This window comes from Pseudomonas sp. LBUM1651 (genome assembly GCF_059716135.1).
In genome coordinates this window covers 5,237,234-5,258,616 of sequence record NZ_CP166805.1, presented here as the reverse complement: position 1 = coordinate 5,258,616, position 21,383 = coordinate 5,237,234, and the positions used below count along the sequence as shown (strand labels likewise).

The window sequence follows — 21,383 nt, the reverse complement described above, 5'->3', positions numbered from 1 at the left end:
CGCGAATCCGGTTCCGAAGTCAGCCTGCGTTATAGGATTTATCTGAAAGTTTCTTTGGATTTCAGAGTTGCAGGATCAGGGTTTTCAGCGGTGGCTGTTGATCCATGGACGGGAAATCGCCGCCCGGTTTCATCACCGTCCACTCGCGCACCGGCCTCCCGGCTTTCTCGGCGCAACGCAAAACCTGATCGCGCCAGTCGTCCATGCTGACTTTTGCCAGGTTGTTGCAGCAGATCAGCACGCCATTGTCGGCGGTGGTCAGCAGCGCGGGTTTGAGCAGGCTCTGGTAGTCGCGCAGCAGGTCGACGGTGCCGAAAGCGCTCTTGGCCCAGGCCGGTGGGTCCAGCAACACCAGGTCGTATTGACGTTGTTCCAGGCGTTGATAGCTCGGCAATTTCTGCCCACGGCGCTGGCTGATGGGCAGACCGGCGAGTTGGCGAATGGCCGGGAAGTAATCGGACTGGATGAACTGCATGGTCGGCAACTGCGGATTGAGCAGACCGTTTTCGCGGCCAACCGCCAGATTGCCCTCGGCGAAGTCCAGGTTGCACACTTCGCTCGCGCCACCGGCCGCAGCGCTCAGGCCGACGCCACAGGTGTAGGCAAACAGGTTCAGCACGCTTTTGTGCTTACTGTGTTCCTTGACCCAACCGCGGGTGTTGCGCAGGTCGAGGAACAGCAGCGGGTCCTGACCGGCGTGACGGCCACGGACCCGGTAGTTCAGGCCCCATTCGTGGCCGACCAGGTCTTGCAGGGCGGCTTCGTCGGCGCGGTAAACGGTGTCTTCGCGGTCGATGCGCGAGTTGCCCCGGGAGCGGTCGTTGTAGACCAGCAGGGTCTCGAAGCCCAGGTGTTGATTGATCGCTTCGTGCAGTTGCAGCAGAGCATCGCGCTCCAGTGCCTGGTGAAAGCTTTGGACCAACAGTTGCGGGCCGTAGCGGTCAATGGTCAGGCCGCCGGCGCCTTCCTGGCTGCCATGGAACAGGCGATAGCAATCGGTGCCTTGCTGGTGCAGTTCGGCAAGCAGGTCCTGGCGATGATCGAGGGCGGCGCGCAGCGCCTGATTCAAGGAAGACATGCTGGGCGCCTTGCAGGAGGGAGGGAATTTGGCGCGGGAGTTTAGCAGTTACTGAGCTTCAAGCTTCAAGCTTCAAGCTTCAAGCTTGCAGCTTGCAGCTCTGAGCGTCAGCTCAGCCCCATCCGCCGCTTCGCCCGATGCATCGAGCCATTACGCACGGCCCAGCGCAGCATCGGCGCGCTGCGGTTGATGCTGGCGCGGATCAGCGTGCGTTGCAGCGGACTCTGGCGCACGCCCAGCATGTTACTCGCCCAGTCCGGCAGCAAGTCGATGCCGGCCTGCATCATCAACCCGCCGAACGGCTTGGCCAGACGGCTGGGGGCCGGGGCGTTCAACAACAGTCGCAACACCTCGCGACTGCGATCGTCGCACAGCAGTTGTGGACGAATGCGCTCAAGGTAATCGGCTATTTCCTGTCGCGAACGGGGCACATCACGAGCACCGAGTCGTTCGGCGACCAAGGCGATTTCATTGTAGTAACGGTCCTGATCAGCCGCAGACAGGTGCGGATTGCGGTAACGCAAATGCGCCGCGAGAAAATTGCTGACCTCGGCCACGTGCACCCAGGTCAGCAGATCGGGATCACTCGCGGCGTAAGGCCGACCATCCGGCGCGGTGCCGGTCACTTGCAGGTGGATGGTGCGCACTTTCTCGATCAGCCAGTCCGCATCCTGGCGCGAGCCGAACGTGGTGCCGGAAATGAACTGCCCGGTGCGGCGCAAGCGACCGAGCATGTCCTCGCGAAAATTGGAATGGTCCCAGACCCCGGCCAGCGCCAATGGGTGCAGGGCTTGCAGCATCAGCGCGCTGATACCGCCGATGAGCATGCTGCTGAAGTCGCCGTGAACCTGCCAACTCACCGAATCGGGACCGAACAGGCCGGGGTCGCCCTTGGGGTTTTCCAGGTCGAGCTTGCCGAGGGACAGACCGGAGAGGCTCATGACCTGGGTTTCGATGCGGCTGCGGATGAATTCCATGGCGACTCAATGGCGAAAAAAATGCGCGGCAAATTCTGTAATGCTCCCCTGTGGGAGCGAGCCTGCTCGCGATGGACGTTAACGATAACGCGTATTTCTCGAATAAACGCGGTGCGCTTGAGTTCATCGCGAGCAAGCTCGCTCCTACAAAGGGTGGTGCGTTATTGATTCAGGCGTTTATCGACCAGGTCCTGAACCACGCTTGGATCGGCCAGGGTCGACGTGTCGCCCAGGCTGTCCAGCTCGTTGCAGGCGATCTTGCGCAGAATCCGCCGCATGATCTTGCCCGAACGGGTTTTCGGCAAGGCCGGTGCCCACTGGATCAGGTCTGGTTTGGCGAAGCTGCCGATCTCCTTGCTGACGTGGGCCAGCAGTTCTTTCTTCAGTTCGTCGGTGGGTTCGGTGCCGTTCATGGGCGTGACAAAGGCATAGATGCCCTGGCCTTTGACGTCGTGAGGGTAACCGACCACGGCGGCCTCGGCGATGCTGTCGTGCAGCACCAGGGCGCTTTCGACTTCGGCGGTGCCGATGCGGTGGCCGGAAACGTTGATCACGTCGTCGATGCGCCCGGTGATCCAGTAATCGCCGTCCTCGTCACGCCGTGCGCCGTCGCCGGTGAAGTAGTAACCGGGATAGGGTTTGAAGTAGGTATCGACCATCCGTTGCGGGTCGCCGTAGACGCTGCGGATCTGCGCCGGCCAGCTGGACTTGATCGCCAGCACACCGCTGCCGGCGCCTTTGATTTCCTTGCCCACTTCGTCGAGCAGCACCGGTTGCACCCCGAACATCGGTTGCGTGGCGCAGCCGGGTTTGATCCGCTGCGCGCTGACCAGCGGGCTGAGCATGATGCCGCCGGTTTCGGTCTGCCACCAGGTATCGACGATCGGGCAACGCTGCTCGCCGACGGCATTGAAGTACCAGTCCCACGCTTCCGGGTTGATCGGCTCACCGACGCTGCCGAGTAATCTGAGGCTCGCCCGGGACGTTTCCTTCAACGGTTCGGGGCCTTCGCGCATCAGCGAACGCAGCGCGGTGGGGGCGGTGTAGAAGATGTTCACGTGGTGCTTGTCGATGACCTGCCAGAAGCGTGAGCTGCTCGGGTAACTCGGCACGCCTTCGAAGATCAGCGTGGTCGCGCCGTTGGCCAGCGGCCCATAGACGATGTAACTGTGGCCGGTGACCCAGCCGACATCGGCGGTGCACCAGAAGACTTCGTTGTCGCGGTAATCGAGCACGTACTTGAAGGTCATCGCCGCTTGCAGCAGGTAACCGCCGGTGGTGTGCAGCACGCCTTTGGGTTTGCCGGTGCTGCCGGAGGTGTAGAGGATGAACAGCGGGTCTTCGGCGTCCATGGGCTCGGGCGGGCAATCGTCGCTGACGTCGCGCAGGGCCTGGTGATACCAGAGGTCGCGGCCTTCGACCCAGTTCACCTCACCCTGAGTGCGCTCGACCACGATCACGGTGCTGACGTCCGGACAACTTTGCAGCGCCATGTCGACCTTCTCTTTGAGTGGCACGAATTTGCCGCCGCGCACGCCTTCATCGGCGGTGATCACGGTGCGGCAGTCGGCGTCGAGTATCCGGTCACGTACAGAATCGGGGGAGAACCCGCCAAACACCACCGAATGCACCGCGCCGATTCGCGTGCAGGCGAGCATGGCGTAGGCGGCTTCGGGGATCATCGGCATGTAGATGCACACGCGGTCGCCTTTCTTCACGCCCCGGCTTTTGAGTACGTTGGCCAGGCGGCAGACGTTGTGATGCAGTTTTTTGTAGGTGATCTGGGCGGACTCGGCGGGGTCGTCGCCTTCCCAGATGATTGCGATCTGATCGCCACGTTTTTCCAGGTGACGGTCGATGCAGTTGTAACTGACGTTCAACTTGCCGCCGGCAAACCAGCTGGCTTCACCGGTTTTCAGGTTATAGCGCTGGACGGTATCCCACGGTTTGCTCCAGTCGAGAAAGCGTGAAGCCTGCTCGGCCCAGAATTCAGTGGGATGTTCGATGGACTGGCGGTACAGGCGCTTGTAGTCGTCTTGACTGAGTTGTGCAGCCCGGCGGACGGCATCGGCTTTGGGGAACGTGCTGATATCGAACATGACGGTTCCTTATTCTTGTTTGCACGACAAGATCTAAAGATGCGCCGAGTGGGAGGCGGGTTCAAGACCCGAGAACAAACACCGCCCTGTAGGAGCGAAGCTTGCTCGCGAAAAACGTCCGGACAACGCGCGCATCCAGACAGCCCGCGTTTTCGTTAACGTCCTTCGCGAGCAAGCTTCGCTCCTACAAGGGATTGGTGTTAACCGCGGTGACGCCCGCGGAAGTAGTTGATCAGCCCTTGGGTGGACGCATCGTCAGCCGGGGTTTCTTCGCTGCCGACCAGGCGGTTGTAGACGCCTTTGCCCAGCTCTTTGCCCAGCTCCACGCCCCACTGGTCGAAGGCGTTGATGCCCCAGACCACGCTTTGCACGAAGACTTTGTGTTCGTACATCGCCACCAGTGCGCCGAGACGACGCGGGCTGATGCGTTCGACCACCAGCGTGTTGCTCGGACGGTTGCCCGGGATCACCTTGTGCGGCGCGAGTTTCTGCACGTCGGCTTCGGCCATGCCCTTGTCACGCAGCTCGGCTTCGGCCTCGGCGCGGGTCTTGCCGAGCATCAGTGCCTGGCTTTGCGACAGGCAGTTGGCGTACAGCCATTGGTGGTGATCCGACACCGGGTTGAAGCTGACGATCGGCACGATGAAGTCGGCCGGAATCAGTTGGGTGCCCTGGTGCAGCAACTGGTGATACGCGTGCTGACCGTTGCAACCCACACCGCCCCAGATCACCGGGCCAGTATCGGTGGACACTGGCGTGCCGTCCTGACGCACGCTCTTGCCGTTGGATTCCATGTCCAGCTGTTGCAAGTGCTTGGTGATGTTACGCAGGTAGTGGTCGTACGGCAGGATCGCGTGGCTTTGCGCGCCCCAGAAGTTGCCGTACCAGACGCCAAGCAAGGCCAGCAGCACCGGCATGTTCTGTTCAAACGGCGCGCTCTGGAAGTGCTGGTCCATGGTGTAGGCACCGGACAGCAGTTCCTTGAAGTTGGACATGCCGATCGCCAGGGCAATCGGCAAACCGATGGCCGACCACAGCGAGTAACGACCGCCGACCCAGTCCCACATCGGGAAGATGTTTTCTTCGCGGATACCGAACGCCACGGCCGCCGCGTTGTTGCTGGAGACGGCGATGAAGTGACGGTACAACTCGGCTTCCGAACCGCCCTGGGCCAGGTACCAGGCGCGAGCGGCTTGGGCATTCTTCAGGGTTTCGAGGGTGTTGAAGGACTTCGACGAAACGATGAACAGCGTGGTCTCGGCGCGCAGCTTCATGGTCAGCTCGTGGAACTCGCTGCCGTCGATGTTCGCCAGGTAATGGCAGCGCACGCCTTTCTGGGCGTAGGACAACAGCGCTTCGGAAACCAGTTCAGGGCCGAGGAACGAACCACCGATGCCGATGTTCACCACGTCGGTGATCGGTTTCTCGGTGTAGCCGCGCCACAGACCGTCGTGGATGCGGCCCACAAGGTCGGTGATCTGATTCAAGACTTTGTGCACTTCCGGCATCACGTTGACGCCGTTGACCGAGAGCTTTTCGCCCACTGGACGGCGCAGCGCGGTGTGCAAGGCCGGACGACCTTCGGAGGAGTTGACGATTTCGCCTTCGAACAGCGACTTGATCGCGCCCTGAAGATCGACTTCGTTGGCCAGGTTCACCAGCAGATTGCGGGTCTCGGCGTTAATCAGGTTCTTCGAGTAGTCGAGAAACAGGCCGCAGCTGCTGAGGGTGAATTGAGTAAAGCGCTGCGGGTCGGCATTGAAGGCTTCGCGCATGCTGAAATCCTGCATGGCTTGGCGGTGGTCATTCAGCGCTTGCCAGGCGGGCAGAGCGGTCACGTCGTGAGGAGTGCGGTAGTACGCCATCGCTGCGGGTTTCCTTTTTACTTGAACGGCCTTTTGAACACTAAAAATCCCGGAGCGCTGTGGGTGGGCGTCCGGTCAACTGCGTCGACACGATTTCATGGCACAGGGCGAATACAGTAAACCTCGCGCTGCGATCTGTCTTGACTTTGTCTGACCTGTTCCCGGTACTTTTTTATACACCAAGCAGGGAACGGTCCGACAAACGGAAGAGAAGGTTCGGTCAGGCAACCTGAACCGGAATGGCATTGCTGGTGTGGCTCAACTCGTTACCCGGCGCCATGTACAGCATGCGCGGCTTGAAGTTGAGCAGCTCGGCTTCGCTGTAGTGAGCGTAAGCGCAGATGATCACACGGTCGCCGACCTTGGCCTTGTGCGCCGCTGCGCCGTTGACCGAAATCATGCGCGAGCCGGCTTCGCCACGAATCGCGTAGGTGGTGAAGCGTTCGCCGTTGTCGACGTTGTAGATCTGGATCTGTTCGTATTCACGGATGCCGGACAAGTCCAGCCATTCGCCATCGATGGCGCAGGAACCTTCGTAATCGAGAACTGCGTGGGTGACTTCGGCGCGATGCAGCTTGGCCTTGAGCATGATGGCGTGCATGAGTGTTTCCCCAGGTCGGAATCGAACGGCGGGCAGTTTGCCCGAAGGCTTAAAGGGCGGCAATAAGGGGGCGAGGCAACGCAGGACCCTGTAGGAGCCGAGCTTGCTCGCGAAAGCGGTGGATCAGTCGACATCAATGCTGAATGACACACCGCTTTCGCGAGCAAGCTCGGCTCCTACAGGGTTTTGCGGTGTTCAGGCGGGCGCGTTGAGGTTCAGGTGCAGGTTGTCGATCAACCGCGTGGTGCCGAGGAAAGCTGCCACCAGAATCACCAGGTCCCGATCTTCCGCCGTCGCCGGACGCAATGTGAGCGCATGCCGGATTTCCAGGTAATCGGTACGCAGGCCTGCGACTTCGAGTTGCTGCTGTTGTGCCGCGATCAGCGCCGGATAATCGCGCTCACCTTGTTTAATGGCATCGGCAATCGAGGCCAGCGTGCGATACACCACCGGCGCAATCGCCCGCTGTTCTTCACTGAGAAACCCATTTCGCGACGACAGAGCCAGGCCATCGGCCGCGCGGACCGTCGGCTCGCCGATGATCTGGATCGGCATGTTCAGGTCATGCACCAGCGCGCGAATCACCGCCAGTTGCTGGAAGTCTTTCTGACCGAAGATCGCCAGGTCGGGCTGAACCATGTTGAAGAGTTTGCTGACCACCGTCGCCACACCTTCGAAATGCCCCGGACGGCTGGCACCGCACAGGCCTTCGGACAGTTGCGGAACGCTGACGCGAGTCTGGCCGGCCATGCCGTCGGGGTACATTTCTTCAACGGTCGGCGCGAACAGCAAGTGGCAACCGGCCTGGAGCAGTTTTTCCTGGTCTGCCGCGAGGGTGCGCGGGTACTTGTCGAGGTCTTCGCCGGCACCGAATTGCAGCGGGTTGACGAAAATGCTCGCGACCACGAAATCCGCCCGTTGGCTGGCTTTGGTAATCAGTGCGATGTGACCGCTGTGCAGGTTGCCCATGGTCGGCACGAAGGCAATGCGCTTGCCTTCACTACGGGCGCGGGCCACGGCGGCCCGCAGTTCGCGTACGGTTTTTACGGTGTTCATGCAGAGAATCCGTGTTCGATACCAGGGAACGTGGCGGCTTTGACTTCAGTGACGTAAGCGGTCAGGGCTGCGTGAATGCTGGTCTGGCCGTTCATGAAGTTCTTCACGAATTTCGGCACCCGGCCAGTGATCGACAGACCGAGCATGTCGTGCAGCACCAGGACCTGGCCGTCGGTACCGCTGCCGGCGCCGATGCCGATCACCGGAATCCCCACGGCTTGGGTGATTTCCTGAGCCAGTTCACTCGGTACGCACTCGAGCAGCAGCATGGCGGCACCGGCCTGTTCCAGGGCGATGGCGTCTGCGCGCATCTGCCGTGCCTGGTTCTCGCTACGGCCCTGGACTTTGTAACCGCCCAGAATGTTCACGGATTGCGGCGTCAGGCCCATGTGCGCGCACACCGGGATGCCGCGCTCGGCCAGCAGACGGATCGAGTCCGCCAGCCACAGCGCGCCTTCGACCTTGACCATGTGCGCACCGGCTTGCATCAACAGGGCGCTGTTGGTCATGGCTTGTTCAGTGGTGGCGTAGGCCATGAAGGGCAGGTCGGCAAGGATGAACGCATCGGTGTTGCCGCGTTTGACGGCAGCGACGTGGTAAGCCATTTCAGCAGTGGTCACCGGCAGGGTGCTGTCGTGACCTTGCAAAACCATGCCGAGGGAGTCGCCCACCAACAGCACTTCGACACCCGCCTCATTGCAGGCGTGGGCGAAGGTCGCGTCATAGCAGGTCAGCATGGTGATTTTTTCACCTTTTTGCTTGAGACCTTGCAGAGTGGTCAGGGTGATGGCTGGCATGAAAAGTTCCTCATTCAGGCGCTGTGGAAACTACTGCGAGTAACGCGCGTGATTCTTCGTTAAATACAGGCGCACGGTCTGTTGTCGTGCTTTTAAGGCCTGGATTGCGCCCTTCAACGCCGCGTTGGCGGCAGCGGGACGCCTATAGTCGTGAGGAGAACTCGGGAAGTCAATTGCGTGTGTTACCGCGTTGTTACGGATGGGGTGTTACCGGAGTAACTGATGCGATTCAGCAGCCGCAGATCTTATGCCCGACACAAAAAAACTGTGGGAGCGAGTTCCTGTGCGAGGGGGCTTGTCCCCGTTGGGTCGCGAAGCGGCCCTAAAACCTGCAAACCCGGTGTGTCAGGTTTACCGAATGCAATGATTTCACGACTGCTTCGCAGCCGAACGGGGGCAAGCCCCCTCGCCACAGGGGCTCACTCCCCCAGGGGATTTTTGTCAATTTCGGGAGAGGCGTTCCAGCCCGACGAACGGGCATGCCTCGAGCAATTCGCTAAGCGCGCGCCCATCCGCCAAACGCAAATCCACCGGCGCCAACTCGGCCAGCGGATAAAGAACGAACGCGCGTTCCTGCATATGGTAGTGAGGCACCTTGAGGCGGGGTTCATCGATCAGTCGATCGCCGAACAGCAGAATATCGAGATCCAGCGTGCGCGGCCCCCAGCGTTCCAGGCGTTCGCGGCCCTGCCCGTTCTCGATGGCTTGCAGCGCATCGAGCAGCGCCAGCGGGGCAAGCGTGCTGTCGAGGGCGGCGACCGCGTTGGTGTAACGCGGTTGGCCAGGCAGCAGCGAGTCGCTTTGATAAAACGCCGAAACCCCGACCAGTTCGGTTTGCGGCAGCTGCGCCAGCGCCTCGACGGCGCTGCGCAATTGTTCGGCGGGGTCAGCCAGATTGCTGCCCATGCCGATGTAGATGCGTTCCATGGATTACTCGCCCGTAGCACTCGGTGCGCCGGCGGCGCGTTTGCGCTTGGCGCCACCACTGCGACGACGTTTGCGTGGTGCGCCGGAGCCATCTTCCTTGCCGCTGAGGTCGCGGATCATGTCGCGGCGCTCGCTGTCGTTGGCGTCCTGATAGTCCGTCCACCATTCACCCAAGCCATCGGTCTGTTCGCCGGCGCTTTCGCGCAGCAGCAGGAAGTCGTAACCGGCGCGGAACCGCGGGTTGTCCAGCAACAGGTCGGCGCGTTTGCCGCTGCGGCGCGGCAGACGTTCCTGCATGTCCCAGATTTCGCGGATCGGCATGGTGAAACGTTTTGGAATCGCAATGCGCTGGCACTGTTCGGCAATCAGCTCGTGCGCCGCTTCCTGCATCGCCGGGATCGGCGGCATGCCGCGTTCCTGCAAGCGCAACACGCGAGCCGGCAGGGCAGGCCAGAGCAGGGCGGCAAACAGGAACGCCGGGGTCACCGGTTTGTTCTGCTTGATCCGCAGATCGGTGTTGGTCAGCGCTTCGCTGATCAGGGTATGGGTGTACGTCGGGTTGTATTCCAGCGCCTCGGCACTGGCCGGGAACAGCGGATCGAACAACTGCAAGTCGACCAGCATCTCGAACGTGTCCGCGGCGTGGCCGGAGAGGAACAGCTTGAGCACTTCCTCGAACAGCCGGGCCGACGGGATCTCGCGCAGCATCGGCGCCAGCTCGCGGATCGGCAGGGCGCTGTGTTTTTCGATGCCGAAATTCAGCTTGGCGGCGAAACGCACGGCCCGCAGCATCCGCACCGGGTCTTCCTGGTAGCGTTGCTTCGGATCGCCAATCAGTCGGATCAGGTGATTGCGGATGTCGTGTACGCCGTTGGCGTAGTCGAGAATACGTTCGCTGACCGGATCGTAGTACAGAGCGTTGATGGTGAAGTCGCGGCGTTGCGCGTCTTCTTCCAGCGTGCCGTAGACGTTGTCGCGCAGGATGCGCCCGCTTTCGTTGCGGGAAGACTGGTTGCTGTCTTCCTCTTCGTCGTTTTGCGGGTGATTGGCGCGGAAGGTCGCGACTTCGATGATTTCGCGACCAAAGTGGATATGCACCAGTTTGAATCGACGACCGATGATCCGCGCATTGCGGAATTCGGCGCGAACCTGTTCAGGGGTGGCGCTAGTGGCAACGTCGAAATCTTTTGGCGTGATGCCGAGCATCATGTCACGCACACAGCCGCCGACCAGGTAAGCCTGGTAACCGGCGTTCTGCAGGCGTTCGACGATATTCACCGCGTAACGGCTGAACTGCGCCTTTTGCAGCGAATGTTGGCCGCTGTTAAGCACTTCAGGCGTGCTGCGGATGTGTTGCGTATGACGCTTGGGAGAACGGAATGACTGGAACAGCTTCTTCAGCATGGGATGCACTGTTTGAAGGAATGTTCGGCCATAACGAAGAATGACCGCATGATGGGCGGGGATTCTAGCATTTAGTCGGGGGATGGTGTAGGACACAGCAGATATGAGCTGTAAGCCGCACACTGTAGGAGCGGGCTTGCTCGCGATGGTCGTGAACGATAACGCGTAAACCAGATACCCAGCGCTTTGCCCTCAGGTTTTTCGCGAGCAAGCTCGCTCCTGCAGGGGCTTGGGGATTTCCAAATCGCAGAAACTACAAGGGGAGCCGAAGCTCCCCAAGAAGTAGTTGCATGTTCTATTTTTGTTATTGGTTTCGGGCTTCTTGTTTTTGTTGAGTGCCCGCGTCATGAAGTTTTCCTTCATGACCCTCCCAATCGGGAGCCAAGAGCAAACGGATTGCTTTGGTCGCTGTGCTGCAGTGATCTTGCGATCCAACCAGTTCAGGCTCTGTCTCAAGACAGTTTTTGTTGTTCTCGGCCTGGTCGTGGGGCAAGCCCCAAATACAACGCCTCTCCAAAAGAATCAGTTAGCTGCGCCTCTCGCCGTCTTGTTTTTATTGTGCGTGAGTCGATTCGTCTTATTTTTATTGTCTTGTGCATTGCTTGTTATTGTTCTTGTACCAAACATATAGCAGGGGGCGTGCCAACTTTTGCGATACCAAGCAAAACAAGGGGTTAGGTCACCTGGTCGGCTTTTTCGAGGCCCAAAAAAACCGGGGCTTCGTTACCGTAAGCCCCGGCTTCTGTTACGTGAAAAAGCTGAGGTAACAGTTTTTTCACAAAGTCATGTGTTACCCGTTCAGCTCTCGCTGGCCACCCCGGTCTTGCGCCGCGGGATACCCAGGCGCTGCCGACGCTCCCACAGGCATTTACGGCTGACCCCGAGTTTGCGTGCCAGCTCGGTTTCGGTCATGTGGTCCTGATGCTCGAGAACGAAGTGCTGGAAGTAGTCTTCCAGCGACAGGTCTTCGGTCGGCTCATGATTATTGTTGCCGGCGCCGTTGCCCTGTTGCGGGGGCAGGCCGATGAACTCGTCGTCTTCCAGGCCGCTCAGCTCGATATCGATGCCCAGCAACTCGGCGGAAATCTCCGGGCTTTCGCACAGGATGACCGCACGCTCGACCGCGTTTTCCAGTTCGCGCACGTTACCCGGCCAGGAGTAATGACGAATCGCTTGCTCGGCGTCCGGGGCGAACTTCAGGTCGGTACGGTTGACCCGCGCGCTCTGCCGCGCCAGGAAAGCAGTGGCGATTTCATTCACGTCGGCGCCACGCTCGCGCAGTGCCGGCAGTTTCAGGGCGATCACGTGGAGGCGGTAATACAAGTCTTCACGGAACTGACCGATCTTGGCCAGGCTCTTGAGGTCGCGGTGGGTCGCGGCGATCAAACGCACATCGACCTTCTGCGACTGCACCGAGCCCACTCGGCGAATTTCGCCTTCCTGCAACACGCGCAGCAGGCGAGCCTGGGCTTCCAGCGGCAGTTCGCCGATTTCATCGAGGAACAAGGTGCCGCCATCCGCCGCTTCCACCAGACCGGCACGTCCGGCGCTGGCGCCGGTGAACGCGCCTTTTTCGTGGCCGAACAGTTCGGACTCGATCAAGCTTTCCGGAATCGCTGCGCAGTTCACCGAAATCATCGGTGCCTTGGCGCGTTTGGACAGGTTGTGCAGGGCGCGCGCCACCAGTTCCTTACCGGTGCCGGATTCGCCCTGGATCAGGACATTGGAATCGGTCGGCGCGACTTTGCGGATTTTGCTGTACAGATCCTGCATCGGCGGGCACGAGCCGATGATGCCGATTTCGCCGTTACTGTTGTCGATACCCGGTTTCGCCGCGCCATTGGCGGCTTTGCCGACGGCAGGTTCACCGCTGGCCTGCACCGATTGCCGGTCACGGAGGATGCGCGCGACGGCCTGGAGCATTTCATCGTGGTCGAAAGGCTTGGCGATGTAATCCACCGCGCCCATCTTCATCGAGTCGACCGCCGAACGCAGGCTGGCGTAGCTGGTCATGATCAGCACCGGAGTGCCCTGGCCGAGTTTGATCAACTCGGTGCCCGGCGCGCCAGGCAGGCGCAGGTCACTGACGATCAGGTCGAACGTGGGAATGGTGAAGCGTTCTTGTGCTTCCTGCACTGAACCGGCTTCGCTGACCTGGTACTGGTTACGTTCCAGCAGGCGGCGCAAGGCGGAGCGGATAATTGTTTCGTCTTCGACGATCAAAATGTGCGGCATTGATTCGATACTCTCGACGGTCTCAGTTCACAGCGGACGTCGCTTCGACATGACGCGGCAAGGTCACCCGGATACGGGTGCCGCGTTGGCTTTGAACATCAGCCGGGCTGTCGATGGTGATTTGTCCATAATGCTCTTCAACGATGGAATAGACCAGTGCAAGGCCCAGACCGGTGCCTTCGCCAGGATCCTTGGTGGTGAAGAATGGTTCGAACAATCGGTCCATGATGTTCTTCGGAATACCGCTGCCTTCATCCTCCACGATCAGGTCGACCGTGTGTTCGCCGGCTTCGCTTTTGACCCGCACCGCACTGCCGGGAGGCGAGGCGTCACGGGCGTTTGAGAGCAGATTGATCAGTACCTGGGCGAGGCGCTGCGGATCGCCTTCGACCCAGTGATCGGGGTCGCACAGGTTGTAGAACTGCACTTCGAAATTGCGTCGGTTCAGGGCCAGCAAACCGATGGCGTCCTGGGCCACTTCGGCCAGACAGACGGGCTCGTCGTTGTGCTGATGACTGCCGGCGTGGGCAAAACTCATCAGCGACTGAACGATGCGCGACACGCGTTTGGTCTGCTCCAGGATCTGCCCGCTGATTTCCTTCAGCTCGCCATCGTCTTCACGTTCTTCGCGCAGGTTCTGCGCCAGACAGGCGATGCCGGTGATCGGGTTGCCGATTTCATGGGCCACGCCGGCGGCCAGTCGGCCAATGCTGGCCAGGCGCTCGGAGTGCACCAGTTTGTCTTCGAGCATCTGCGTTTCGGTCAAGTCTTCCACCAGCAACACCAGGCCACTGTTACCCGGCGCCAGCGGTTCATCGATCGCGGCTTTGTGCAGGTTCAGCCAGCGGGTCTGGCCATCGAGCGCCAGATGTTGCTTGTGCAAGTGTTCGTCAGGCAGGTTGATGAAGCCTTGCAGCAGTTCTTTCCACGGATCGGCAATGGTGCTCAGGCGCGAACCGACCACGCGCTGCGCGGCAATCCCGGTCAGCTCCTCCATGGCTTTGTTCCACATGAGGATTTCCTGATCCTTGGCCAGCGAGCAGACGCCCATCGGCAATTCCTGCAAGGTCTGGCGGTGATAACGGCGCAGGGCATCGAGTTCGGCGGCAAGACCGGTGAGGCGCGAGTGGTAGTCCTCGAGGCGGCTTTCGATGAAGTGGATGTCTTCGGTGACGTAGTTTTCGCCGCCGGCCTTATAAGGCAGGAAGGTCTCGACCATGTCTTGCGCCACGCTTGGGCCCATCAGGCCCGAGAGGTTGGCTTCGATCCGGTCGCGCAAGCGGCGCAAGGCGTAAGGCCGGCGCTCGTCGAACGGCAGATAGAGATCGCGCAGCGCTTGTTCAACTTCTTTCTGCGCAGCTTTGGCGCCCAATGGTTTTGCGAGCTGCGTGGCGAACTCTTGAGGCGAGGCGGCGTGCAATTCACGGCGTTGCGGGCGACGCACGTTGTCCACGGCGCAGGCTTCGGCGGCGCTGGCCTCCTCGGGACTGGCGTTGGTGAACAGCGAAATCAGGGTGAACATCAGCACGTTGGCGGCCAGCGAGGCGATCGCGGCCATGTGCCAACTGGTGTCGTCCAGCACGTAGATCATGTTCAGTAGCGGAATGTAGAACCCCTGCAGGTTGCCGACCAGCGGCAGCAGCATGGTCACCAGCCACACCAGAATCCCCGCCAGCAAACCGGCGATGAAGCCGCGACGGTTGGCGGTCGGCCAATAAAGGACAGACAGCACGCCCGGCAGGAACTGCAGTGTTGCCACAAAGGCGACGATGCCGAGGTTGGCCAGATCTTGTTCGGCGCCCAGCAGCAGATAGAAGCCGTAGCCAGCCATGATGATCGCGACGATCAGCGCCCGGCGGGTCCACTTCAGCCAGCGATAGATGTTGCCTTCGGCCGGCGGCTGATAAAGCGGCAGAACCAGGTGGTTCAGGGCCATCCCGGACAGCGCCAGGGTCGTGACGATGATCAGCCCGCTCGCTGCCGATAGCCCGCCGACATACGCCAGCAACGCCAAAGCCTTGCTGTTGGCGGCGATGCCGATGCCCAGCGTGAAATATTCAGGATTGGTGGTGGCGCCGAGTTTCAGCCCGGCCCAGAGAATGAGCGGCACGGCCAGGCTCATCAGCAGCAGGAACAACGGCAGACCCCAGCTCGCACTGACCAGCGAGCGCGGGTTGAGGTTTTCGGTAAACGTCATGTGGTACATGTGCGGCATCACGATCGCCGACGCGAAGAACACCAGCAGCAGCGTGCGCCACGGACCTTCCTGCAGCGGCGTGTGCAAAGCGGCGAGGGCGGTCTGGTTTTGCAGCAGCCACAGTTCCAGCTGTTGCGGGCCGTCGAACACACCATACAACGCATACAGGCCAACGCCGCCAATCGCGATCAGCTTGATCACCGACTCAAAGGCAATCGCGAACACCAGCCCTTCGTGTTTCTCGCGCGTGGCGATATGGCGCGAGCCAAAGAAAATCGTGAACAGCGTAATCAGCGCGCAGAAGCTCAGGGCCACGCGATGCTGTACCGGTTCGCGGGTGAGGATGCCGATGGAGTCGGCCACTGCCTGAATCTGCAATGCCAGCAACGGCAGCACGCCGATCAGCATGAATATCGTGGTCAGTGCGCCGGCCCAGGTGCTGCGGAAACGGAACGCGAACAGGTCGGCCAGCGACGACAGTTGATAAGTGCGAGTAATTTTGAGGATCGGATACAGCAACACCGGCGCCAGCAAAAATGCACCGGAAACTCCGAGGTAGCTGGAGAGAAAACCGTAGCCGTACTGATAGGCCAGGCCCACGGTGCCGTAAAACGCCCAGGCACTGGCGTAAACACCCAGCGACAGGGTGTACGTCAGCGGGTGGCGAATGATCGCCCGGGGGATCATGCCCCGTTCGCTGATCCAGGCTACGCCGAACAGCACCGCCAGGTACGCGGCGCTGATCAGGATCATCTGGGTCAGGCTAAAGCTCATCGGCATCTTTTTGGCTCTGCAGGATGAAGGTCACGACGATCAGAATCAGCCAGAGCAGATAAGGGCGATACCAGGCGCCAGTGGCGTCGATCCACCAATCCATGATGGCCGGGGAGAACAGGTAAATCCCCACTACCAGGAGCAGGACCAAGCGATAGATGTACATCCCGGCCTCTCTTTTTTATGCGCGTGCCCGAAAACGTGCGGCGATGGTAACGGATGGGCGCGCCACTGCAAGTGTGATCACTGTAGTTGCGCTTCGGGCAAGGTGAGTGTGCGCGGGATCTTCAGTGCATCCCAGTGGACGATTCCCCAGTTCAGCACTTCACGTGGGCTGGCATACGCCAGTTCGGCGCCCGGATTCTGCCCGAGCGCACGCAATGCACGCAGTAATAAAGGCGTGGCCTGATCTTCGGTCAGCGGCGGCGAACGGTAGGACTTGCCGAGCTTGTTGCCGTCAGGCTGGGTAATCAGCGGGATGTGCAGATAGCGCGGTTGCGAGAAACCCAGCAGTTCTTGCAGATAGAGCTGACGTGGCGTGGAGTCGAGCAAGTCCGCGCCACGGACGATGTCGGTAATGCCCTGCCAGGCGTCATCGAGCACTACGGCCAGTTGATAGGCGTAGAGCCCGTCGCGGCGGCGGATCACGAAATCACCGACATCCCGACCCAGATGCTGGCGGTATTCGCCTTGCACGCGGTCGATGAAGTGGTATTCCAGCTCGGGCACACGCAGGCGAATCGCGGCGTCTTCAGTGCCATGGCCGGCATTGCGGCACAGGCCCGGATAAATGCCGTGATAGGGCTCAAGCTGTTTTCGCGAACAGGTGCAGGCGTAGGCCAGGCCATGATTGAACAGGCGATTGAGCACTTCGGCGTAGGCGTCGTGCCGGTCGCTCTGTCGGACCATTTCGCCGTCCCACTCGAAACCGTAGCTTTCCAGCGCCTTGAGAATGGCGGCTTGCGCGCCGGGTTCTTCCCGTGGCGGATCGAGGTCTTCCATGCGCATCAGCCAGCGACCACCTACTGCGCGCGCGTCGAGGTACGAAGCCAGCGCTGCGACCAGCGAACCGAAATGCAGATGGCCGCTTGGCGTGGGGGCGAAGCGACCGATGTAGGCTGAGGGGGTAATTGCAGTCATGGCGAGATGGTACTTTGTCTGGTCCTGTGGGGCACCGCTTGAAGCCGCTATCGCGAGCAAGCTCGGCTCCTACAAGGGCTGGCGCAATCTCCTGTAGGAGCCGAGCTTGCTCGCGATGGCGATCGAAAAGTCACAGCAGGTATCAGCGAATGTCAGAAACAAAAACGGAGCGTTCGCACGCTCCGTTCTTCGTTCAAGTCGAGATTACTTGCCGACTTGCTTTTCCTTGATTTCCGCCAGGGTCTTGCAGTCAACGCACATGTCGGCGGTAGGGCGGGCTTCCAGTCGCTTGACGCCGATCTCGACGCCGCAGGACTCGCACCAGCCATATTCTTCGTCTTCGATCAATTGCAGCGTCTTGTCGATCTTCTTGATCAACTTGCGCTCACGGTCGCGGGCGCGCAATTCAAGGCTGAATTCTTCTTCCTGGCTGGCACGGTCTGCCGGGTCAGGGAAGTTGGCCGCTTCGTCTTTCATGTGATCAACCGTGCGGTCGACTTCCTGCATCAAGTCCTGTTTCCACTTGTTCAGGATCTTGGTGAAGTGAGCGCGCATGGGCTTGCCCATGTACTCCTCGCCCTTAACTTCTTTGTAGGGTTCGAAGCCGCTGATCGACTGGTTTTGCTGCTTTGCTTGGGTGGGCATGAAATGGACCGCCTCTACTCTTGTAATCCATCTGCGCAGGATTGCTCCATCACCGACACCTGCCGGCCCTGCGGCTGCAAGCGGGCGAACTTACCAGATCAAATCGGACCGCGCTACTCCCGGATGTCGAGGTAGTGGCCCGAAGGGCTTGCAAATGATTGCAAAGCCTTGTCTGGTGGTGCTGGAGACCTGATCAATTAATGATTTTAGTCAAACCTTGCGCACTCGTATGAGTCGTTTGTGGCCAGGGTCTTAACGCGTCTGACCGCTTTAGGTTCTCGCTCGTTCCTGCGCTTGGGTAGAATCGGTTTTTTTTCCCGTTGAAGGAAGGCTAATGGCTCAGTCCTACAGTGCCCGCAGTCGCGCGATCGAACCGTTCCATGTCATGGCGCTGCTGGCGCGGGCCAATGAACTGCAAGCCGCCGGCCACGACGTGATCCACCTGGAAATCGGCGAACCGGACTTCACCACCGCCGAGCCGATCATCCAGGCCGGCCAGGCTGCACTGACTGCCGGGAAGACCCGTTATACCGCCGCCCGCGGCATCCCTGAGCTGCGCGAGGCGATTTCAAGCTTCTATCAACAGCGTTACGGTTTAAACATCGACCCACAGCGAATCCTCATCACGCCCGGCGGTTCCGGCGCGTTGCTGCTGGCCAGCGCCTTGCTGGTGGATCCGGGCAAACACTGGCTGCTGGCGGACCCGGGCTACCCGTGCAACCGGCATTTCCTGCGGTTGGTGGAAGGCGCGGCGCAGCTTGTTCCTGTCGGTCCGGAGGTGCGGTATCAACTGACACCGGACCTGCTCGAGCGTCATTGGGATCACGACAGCGTCGGCGCGCTGGTGGCGTCGCCGGCCAACCCGACCGGGACCATCCTCACCCGCGACGAATTGGCGGGGCTGTCGACTGCAATCAAAGCGCGGCATGGCCATCTGGTGGTGGACGAGATCTATCACGGCCTGACCTACGGCACCGATGCCGCCAGCGTGCTGGAAGTCGATGACAGCGCCTTCGTGCTGAATAGTTTTTCAAAGTATTTCGGCATGACCGGCTGGCGACTCGGTTGGCTGGTGGCGCCGGAAGCGGCGGTCGGCGAACTGGAAAAACTCGCACAGAACCTCTACATCAGCGCCCCGAGCATGGCCCAATATGCGGCGCTGGCCTGTTTCGAGCCTGCGACCATCGCCATTCTTGAAGAGCGTCGCGCCGAGTTTGGTCGGCGCCGGGATTTTCTGCTGCCCGCACTGCGAGAGTTGGGTTTCGGCATCGCCGTTGAACCCGAAGGTGCGTTCTACTTGTATGCCGATATCGGCAAGTTCGGCGGCGATGCCTTCGCGTTCTGTCGGCATTTCCTTGAAACCGAACATGTGGCAATTACGCCGGGCCTCGACTTCGGGCGTTATCAGGCTGGCCATCACGTGCGCTTTGCCTACACCCAAAGCCTTCCGCGCTTGCAGGAAGCGGTCGAGCGCATCGCTCGCGGCTTGAAGAGCTGGCAAGGCTGATGCGGTTCAATCCTCCCCTTGAAGAAGGTCGCTTGATCCGACGTTACAAGCGTTTTCTCGCCGATATCGAAACTGTTCACGGCGAGTTGTTGACCATTCACTGCCCGAACACCGGTTCGATGCTCAATTGCCAGGTCGAGGGCGGGCAGGTGTGGTTCAGTCGTTCCAACGATCCCAAGCGCAAGTTGCCGGGCACTTGGGAAGTCGGCGAAACCCCTCAGGGTCGGCTGTTTTGCGTGAACACTGGCCGAGCCAACGGTTTGATCGAAGAGGCGCTCAGGGCTGGCGTCATCAGCGAACTCAACGGGTTCACCGAGCTGAAGCGTGAAGTGGCCTACGGTCAGGAAAGCAGTCGCATCGACTTTCGTCTCGATTACCCGAGCGGGCCGGCGTATGTGGAAGTCAAAAGCGTCACGCTGGGGTTCGATGGCTCATCGGTCGCGGCGTTTCCCGATGCGGTGACCCAGCGCGGTGCCAAGCATTTGCGGGAATTGGCGCATCTGGCGCGGGACGGGATTCGCGCGGTGCAGTTGTATTGCGTGAACCTCACCGGCATCGATGCCGTGCGTCCTGCAGAGGAAATCGATTCGGCCTACGCGGCCGCTTTGCGAGAAGCGGTGGCGTGCGGGGTCGAGGTGTTGGCTTACGGCGTGCGCTTGACCCACGAAGAAATGGTGGTCGACCGGCGTCTGGAGGTGGTGTTCGGCGGTTAAAGATTGATCCAGATGCCTTGATCGTCTTCGCGGCTTGCAACGGTGGTCAGGGATTGCCCGGCGCACGGGCCGGCGACGCACTCGCCGTCTTCGATCAAGAACAGTGCGCCGTGGGTCGCGCACTGGATCAGGCTGTTGCTGGGGTCGAGAAACTGGTCGGGTGTCCATTCCAGCCCGACGCCACGGTGCGGGCAGCGGTTGATGTAAACGTAGACCTGACCGGCCCGGCGCACGGCGAAGAGCTTCTGGCCGTCGAGGTCGAAACCGCGGCTGCTGGAATCGGCCAGCTCAGAGCCTGTGCAAAGAAACTTCATGTCTATCCTCAACTCCGTCGGCTCGTGACCGGATATGTCCGAGCTTGACGTTCAAATGCAAACAATTATCAAATGGCCGCCTTGCCCGTCGGGTCCAGGTGCCGGACGCCGAGGATACTTGGCCTGCCACTTCAATGCCTGGGAAAACCTTTAAAGGAAGCTGTTTATGCGCCTGAGTACCCGCGTTGCCGCGCTGTGTGTCGGACTCCTCGTCAGCCACCACGCCGCGGCGGCCGAGTTGCCACGCTGGGTCAGCGCCGGCGGGGCCTTGTCGGAGTGGGTCAGTGCGCTGGGCGGCGAATCGAAACTGGTGGGTGTCGATACCACCAGCCAGCATCCGGAATCCCTCAAGGCGTTGCCCAGCATCGGCTATCAGCGGCAGTTGTCGGCAGAAGGCATCCTGAGCTTACGCCCGCAAATTCTGGTCGGCACCGAAGAAATGGGCCCGCCGCCGGTGCTGTCGCAGATTCGTACGGCGGGCGTGCAAGTCGAACTGTTCTCGGCCCGGCCGGATCTGCCGACGTTGCAGGGTAACTTGCAGCAGTTGGGCAAGTTGCTCGGCGCAGAAGACAAGGCTGCGCAATTATTCGAGGCTTATCAACAGCAACTCGATCAGCAAAGGATTCGCGTTACCAAAGCGCAGTTGACACAACCTTCACCCGGCGTACTGGTGCTACTCGGTCACGCGGGCGGCAAACCGCTGATCGCCGGGAAGGATACCGCTGCCGATTGGTTGATCCAGAAGGCCGGCGGGCACAATCTGGCGACGCACACCGGTTACAAACCTTTTTCCAACGAATCCTTGATCAGTCTTGATCCTGAAGTGCTGGTGTTTGCCGACCGCGCACTGACCGGTGAAGCGGCGCGTGCAGCGTTGTTCAAGGAAAACCCGATTCTGTCCTCGACCCGCGCCGCCAAGGACGGGCGCGTCATGGAGCTTGATCCGACGCTGCTGGTGGGTGGCCTCGGCCCGCGGTTGCCGCAGGCGTTGAAAAAAATCAGTGACGGCTTCTACCCCGACGCTGCCGCCCAATGACCGTTCTGGTAAAACCCC

18 protein-coding genes are annotated in these 21,383 nt (G+C 60.5%); 3 read left to right on the top strand and 15 right to left on the bottom strand.

Translation table 11 applies throughout. The annotated features are described in order from the left end of the window. Window positions 1–61: 61 nt before the first annotated feature. The 14 genes from ACA066_RS24625 to dksA form a co-directional block, all read right to left on the bottom strand. Complete coding sequence (locus tag ACA066_RS24625; RefSeq protein ID WP_497696982.1) at window positions 62–1,078, bottom strand: class I SAM-dependent rRNA methyltransferase; 1,017 nt, start codon at window positions 1,076–1,078, stop codon at window positions 62–64. A 107-nt stretch (window positions 1,079–1,185) separates the two neighbouring features. Next, on the bottom strand, window positions 1,186–2,055 hold the full coding sequence (locus ACA066_RS24620; protein WP_497696981.1) for an oxygenase MpaB family protein: 870 nt from the start codon (window positions 2,053–2,055) through the stop codon (window positions 1,186–1,188). A 161-nt stretch (window positions 2,056–2,216) separates the two neighbouring features. Then, window positions 2,217–4,154, bottom strand: a complete 1,938-nt coding sequence (gene acs / locus ACA066_RS24615) for an acetate--CoA ligase (protein WP_497696980.1) — start codon at window positions 4,152–4,154, stop codon at window positions 2,217–2,219. Window positions 4,155–4,354: 200 nt separating this feature from the next. Then, window positions 4,355–6,019: a glucose-6-phosphate isomerase gene (gene pgi, locus ACA066_RS24610; RefSeq protein WP_497696979.1), complete on the bottom strand. Its 1,665-nt coding sequence runs from the start codon at window positions 6,017–6,019 to the stop codon at window positions 4,355–4,357. 220 nt (window positions 6,020–6,239) lie between these two features. Then, window positions 6,240–6,620: an aspartate 1-decarboxylase gene (panD, locus tag ACA066_RS24605; RefSeq protein WP_084323050.1), complete on the bottom strand. Its 381-nt coding sequence runs from the start codon at window positions 6,618–6,620 to the stop codon at window positions 6,240–6,242. A gap of 195 nt (window positions 6,621–6,815) precedes the next feature. Continuing rightward, window positions 6,816–7,676, bottom strand: a complete 861-nt coding sequence (gene panC, locus ACA066_RS24600) for a pantoate--beta-alanine ligase (protein WP_497696978.1) — start codon at window positions 7,674–7,676, stop codon at window positions 6,816–6,818. After that, window positions 7,673–8,473 carry a 3-methyl-2-oxobutanoate hydroxymethyltransferase gene (gene panB / locus ACA066_RS24595; RefSeq protein ID WP_497696977.1) on the bottom strand — a complete coding sequence of 267 codons (801 nt, stop codon included), beginning with the start codon at window positions 8,471–8,473 and terminating at the stop codon, window positions 7,673–7,675. The genes panC and panB overlap by 4 nt, the downstream gene beginning before the upstream one ends. 441 nt (window positions 8,474–8,914) lie before the next feature. Then, complete coding sequence (gene folK / locus ACA066_RS24590; RefSeq protein ID WP_497696976.1) at window positions 8,915–9,400, bottom strand: 2-amino-4-hydroxy-6-hydroxymethyldihydropteridine diphosphokinase; 486 nt, start codon at window positions 9,398–9,400, stop codon at window positions 8,915–8,917. A gap of 3 nt (window positions 9,401–9,403) precedes the next feature. Beyond that, window positions 9,404–10,804 (bottom strand): polynucleotide adenylyltransferase PcnB, encoded by a 1,401-nt coding sequence (locus tag ACA066_RS24585; protein WP_497696975.1) that lies wholly within the window; start codon window positions 10,802–10,804, stop codon window positions 9,404–9,406. Window positions 10,805–11,602: 798 nt separating this feature from the next. Further along, window positions 11,603–13,039: a sigma-54-dependent transcriptional regulator gene (locus ACA066_RS24580; protein WP_497696974.1), complete on the bottom strand. Its 1,437-nt coding sequence runs from the start codon at window positions 13,037–13,039 to the stop codon at window positions 11,603–11,605. A gap of 22 nt (window positions 13,040–13,061) precedes the next feature. Further along, entirely contained in the window at window positions 13,062–16,016 is a 2,955-nt protein-coding gene (locus ACA066_RS24575) for a sensor histidine kinase (protein ID WP_461990988.1), read from the bottom strand. Next, window positions 16,000–16,176: a hypothetical protein gene (locus ACA066_RS24570; RefSeq protein WP_003176118.1), complete on the bottom strand. Its 177-nt coding sequence runs from the start codon at window positions 16,174–16,176 to the stop codon at window positions 16,000–16,002. The genes ACA066_RS24575 and ACA066_RS24570 overlap by 17 nt, the downstream gene beginning before the upstream one ends. Before the next feature lie 77 nt (window positions 16,177–16,253). Beyond that, the gene (gene gluQRS, locus ACA066_RS24565) at window positions 16,254–17,150 is read right to left on the bottom strand and encodes a tRNA glutamyl-Q(34) synthetase GluQRS (RefSeq protein ID WP_497696973.1); all 897 of its coding nucleotides are present in this window, start codon (window positions 17,148–17,150) and stop codon (window positions 16,254–16,256) included. A gap of 204 nt (window positions 17,151–17,354) precedes the next feature. After that, window positions 17,355–17,795 carry an RNA polymerase-binding protein DksA gene (dksA, locus tag ACA066_RS24560; protein WP_007902025.1) on the bottom strand — a complete coding sequence of 147 codons (441 nt, stop codon included), beginning with the start codon at window positions 17,793–17,795 and terminating at the stop codon, window positions 17,355–17,357. 334 nt (window positions 17,796–18,129) lie between these two features. On the opposite strand from dksA, the gene ACA066_RS24555 reads away from it, so the two are divergent. Together ACA066_RS24555 and sfsA are read left to right on the top strand one after the other, a co-directional pair. Continuing rightward, a complete protein-coding gene (locus ACA066_RS24555; protein WP_497696972.1) occupies window positions 18,130–19,302 on the top strand; it encodes a pyridoxal phosphate-dependent aminotransferase in 1,173 nt (390 codons plus the stop codon). Further along, window positions 19,302–20,015 (top strand): DNA/RNA nuclease SfsA, encoded by a 714-nt coding sequence (gene sfsA, locus ACA066_RS24550; protein WP_497696971.1) that lies wholly within the window; start codon window positions 19,302–19,304, stop codon window positions 20,013–20,015. The genes ACA066_RS24555 and sfsA overlap by 1 nt, the downstream gene beginning before the upstream one ends. Here sfsA and ACA066_RS24545 read toward each other — a convergent pair. After that, the gene (locus ACA066_RS24545; RefSeq protein WP_497696970.1) at window positions 20,012–20,329 is read right to left on the bottom strand and encodes a Rieske (2Fe-2S) protein; all 318 of its coding nucleotides are present in this window, start codon (window positions 20,327–20,329) and stop codon (window positions 20,012–20,014) included. The genes sfsA and ACA066_RS24545 overlap by 4 nt on opposite strands. Window positions 20,330–20,495: 166 nt before the next feature. Between ACA066_RS24545 and ACA066_RS24540 the strand changes: the two genes are divergently transcribed. Continuing rightward, on the top strand, window positions 20,496–21,365 hold the full coding sequence (locus ACA066_RS24540) for a heme/hemin ABC transporter substrate-binding protein (RefSeq protein ID WP_497696969.1): 870 nt from the start codon (window positions 20,496–20,498) through the stop codon (window positions 21,363–21,365). The last annotated feature ends 18 nt before the right edge of the window (window positions 21,366–21,383 follow it).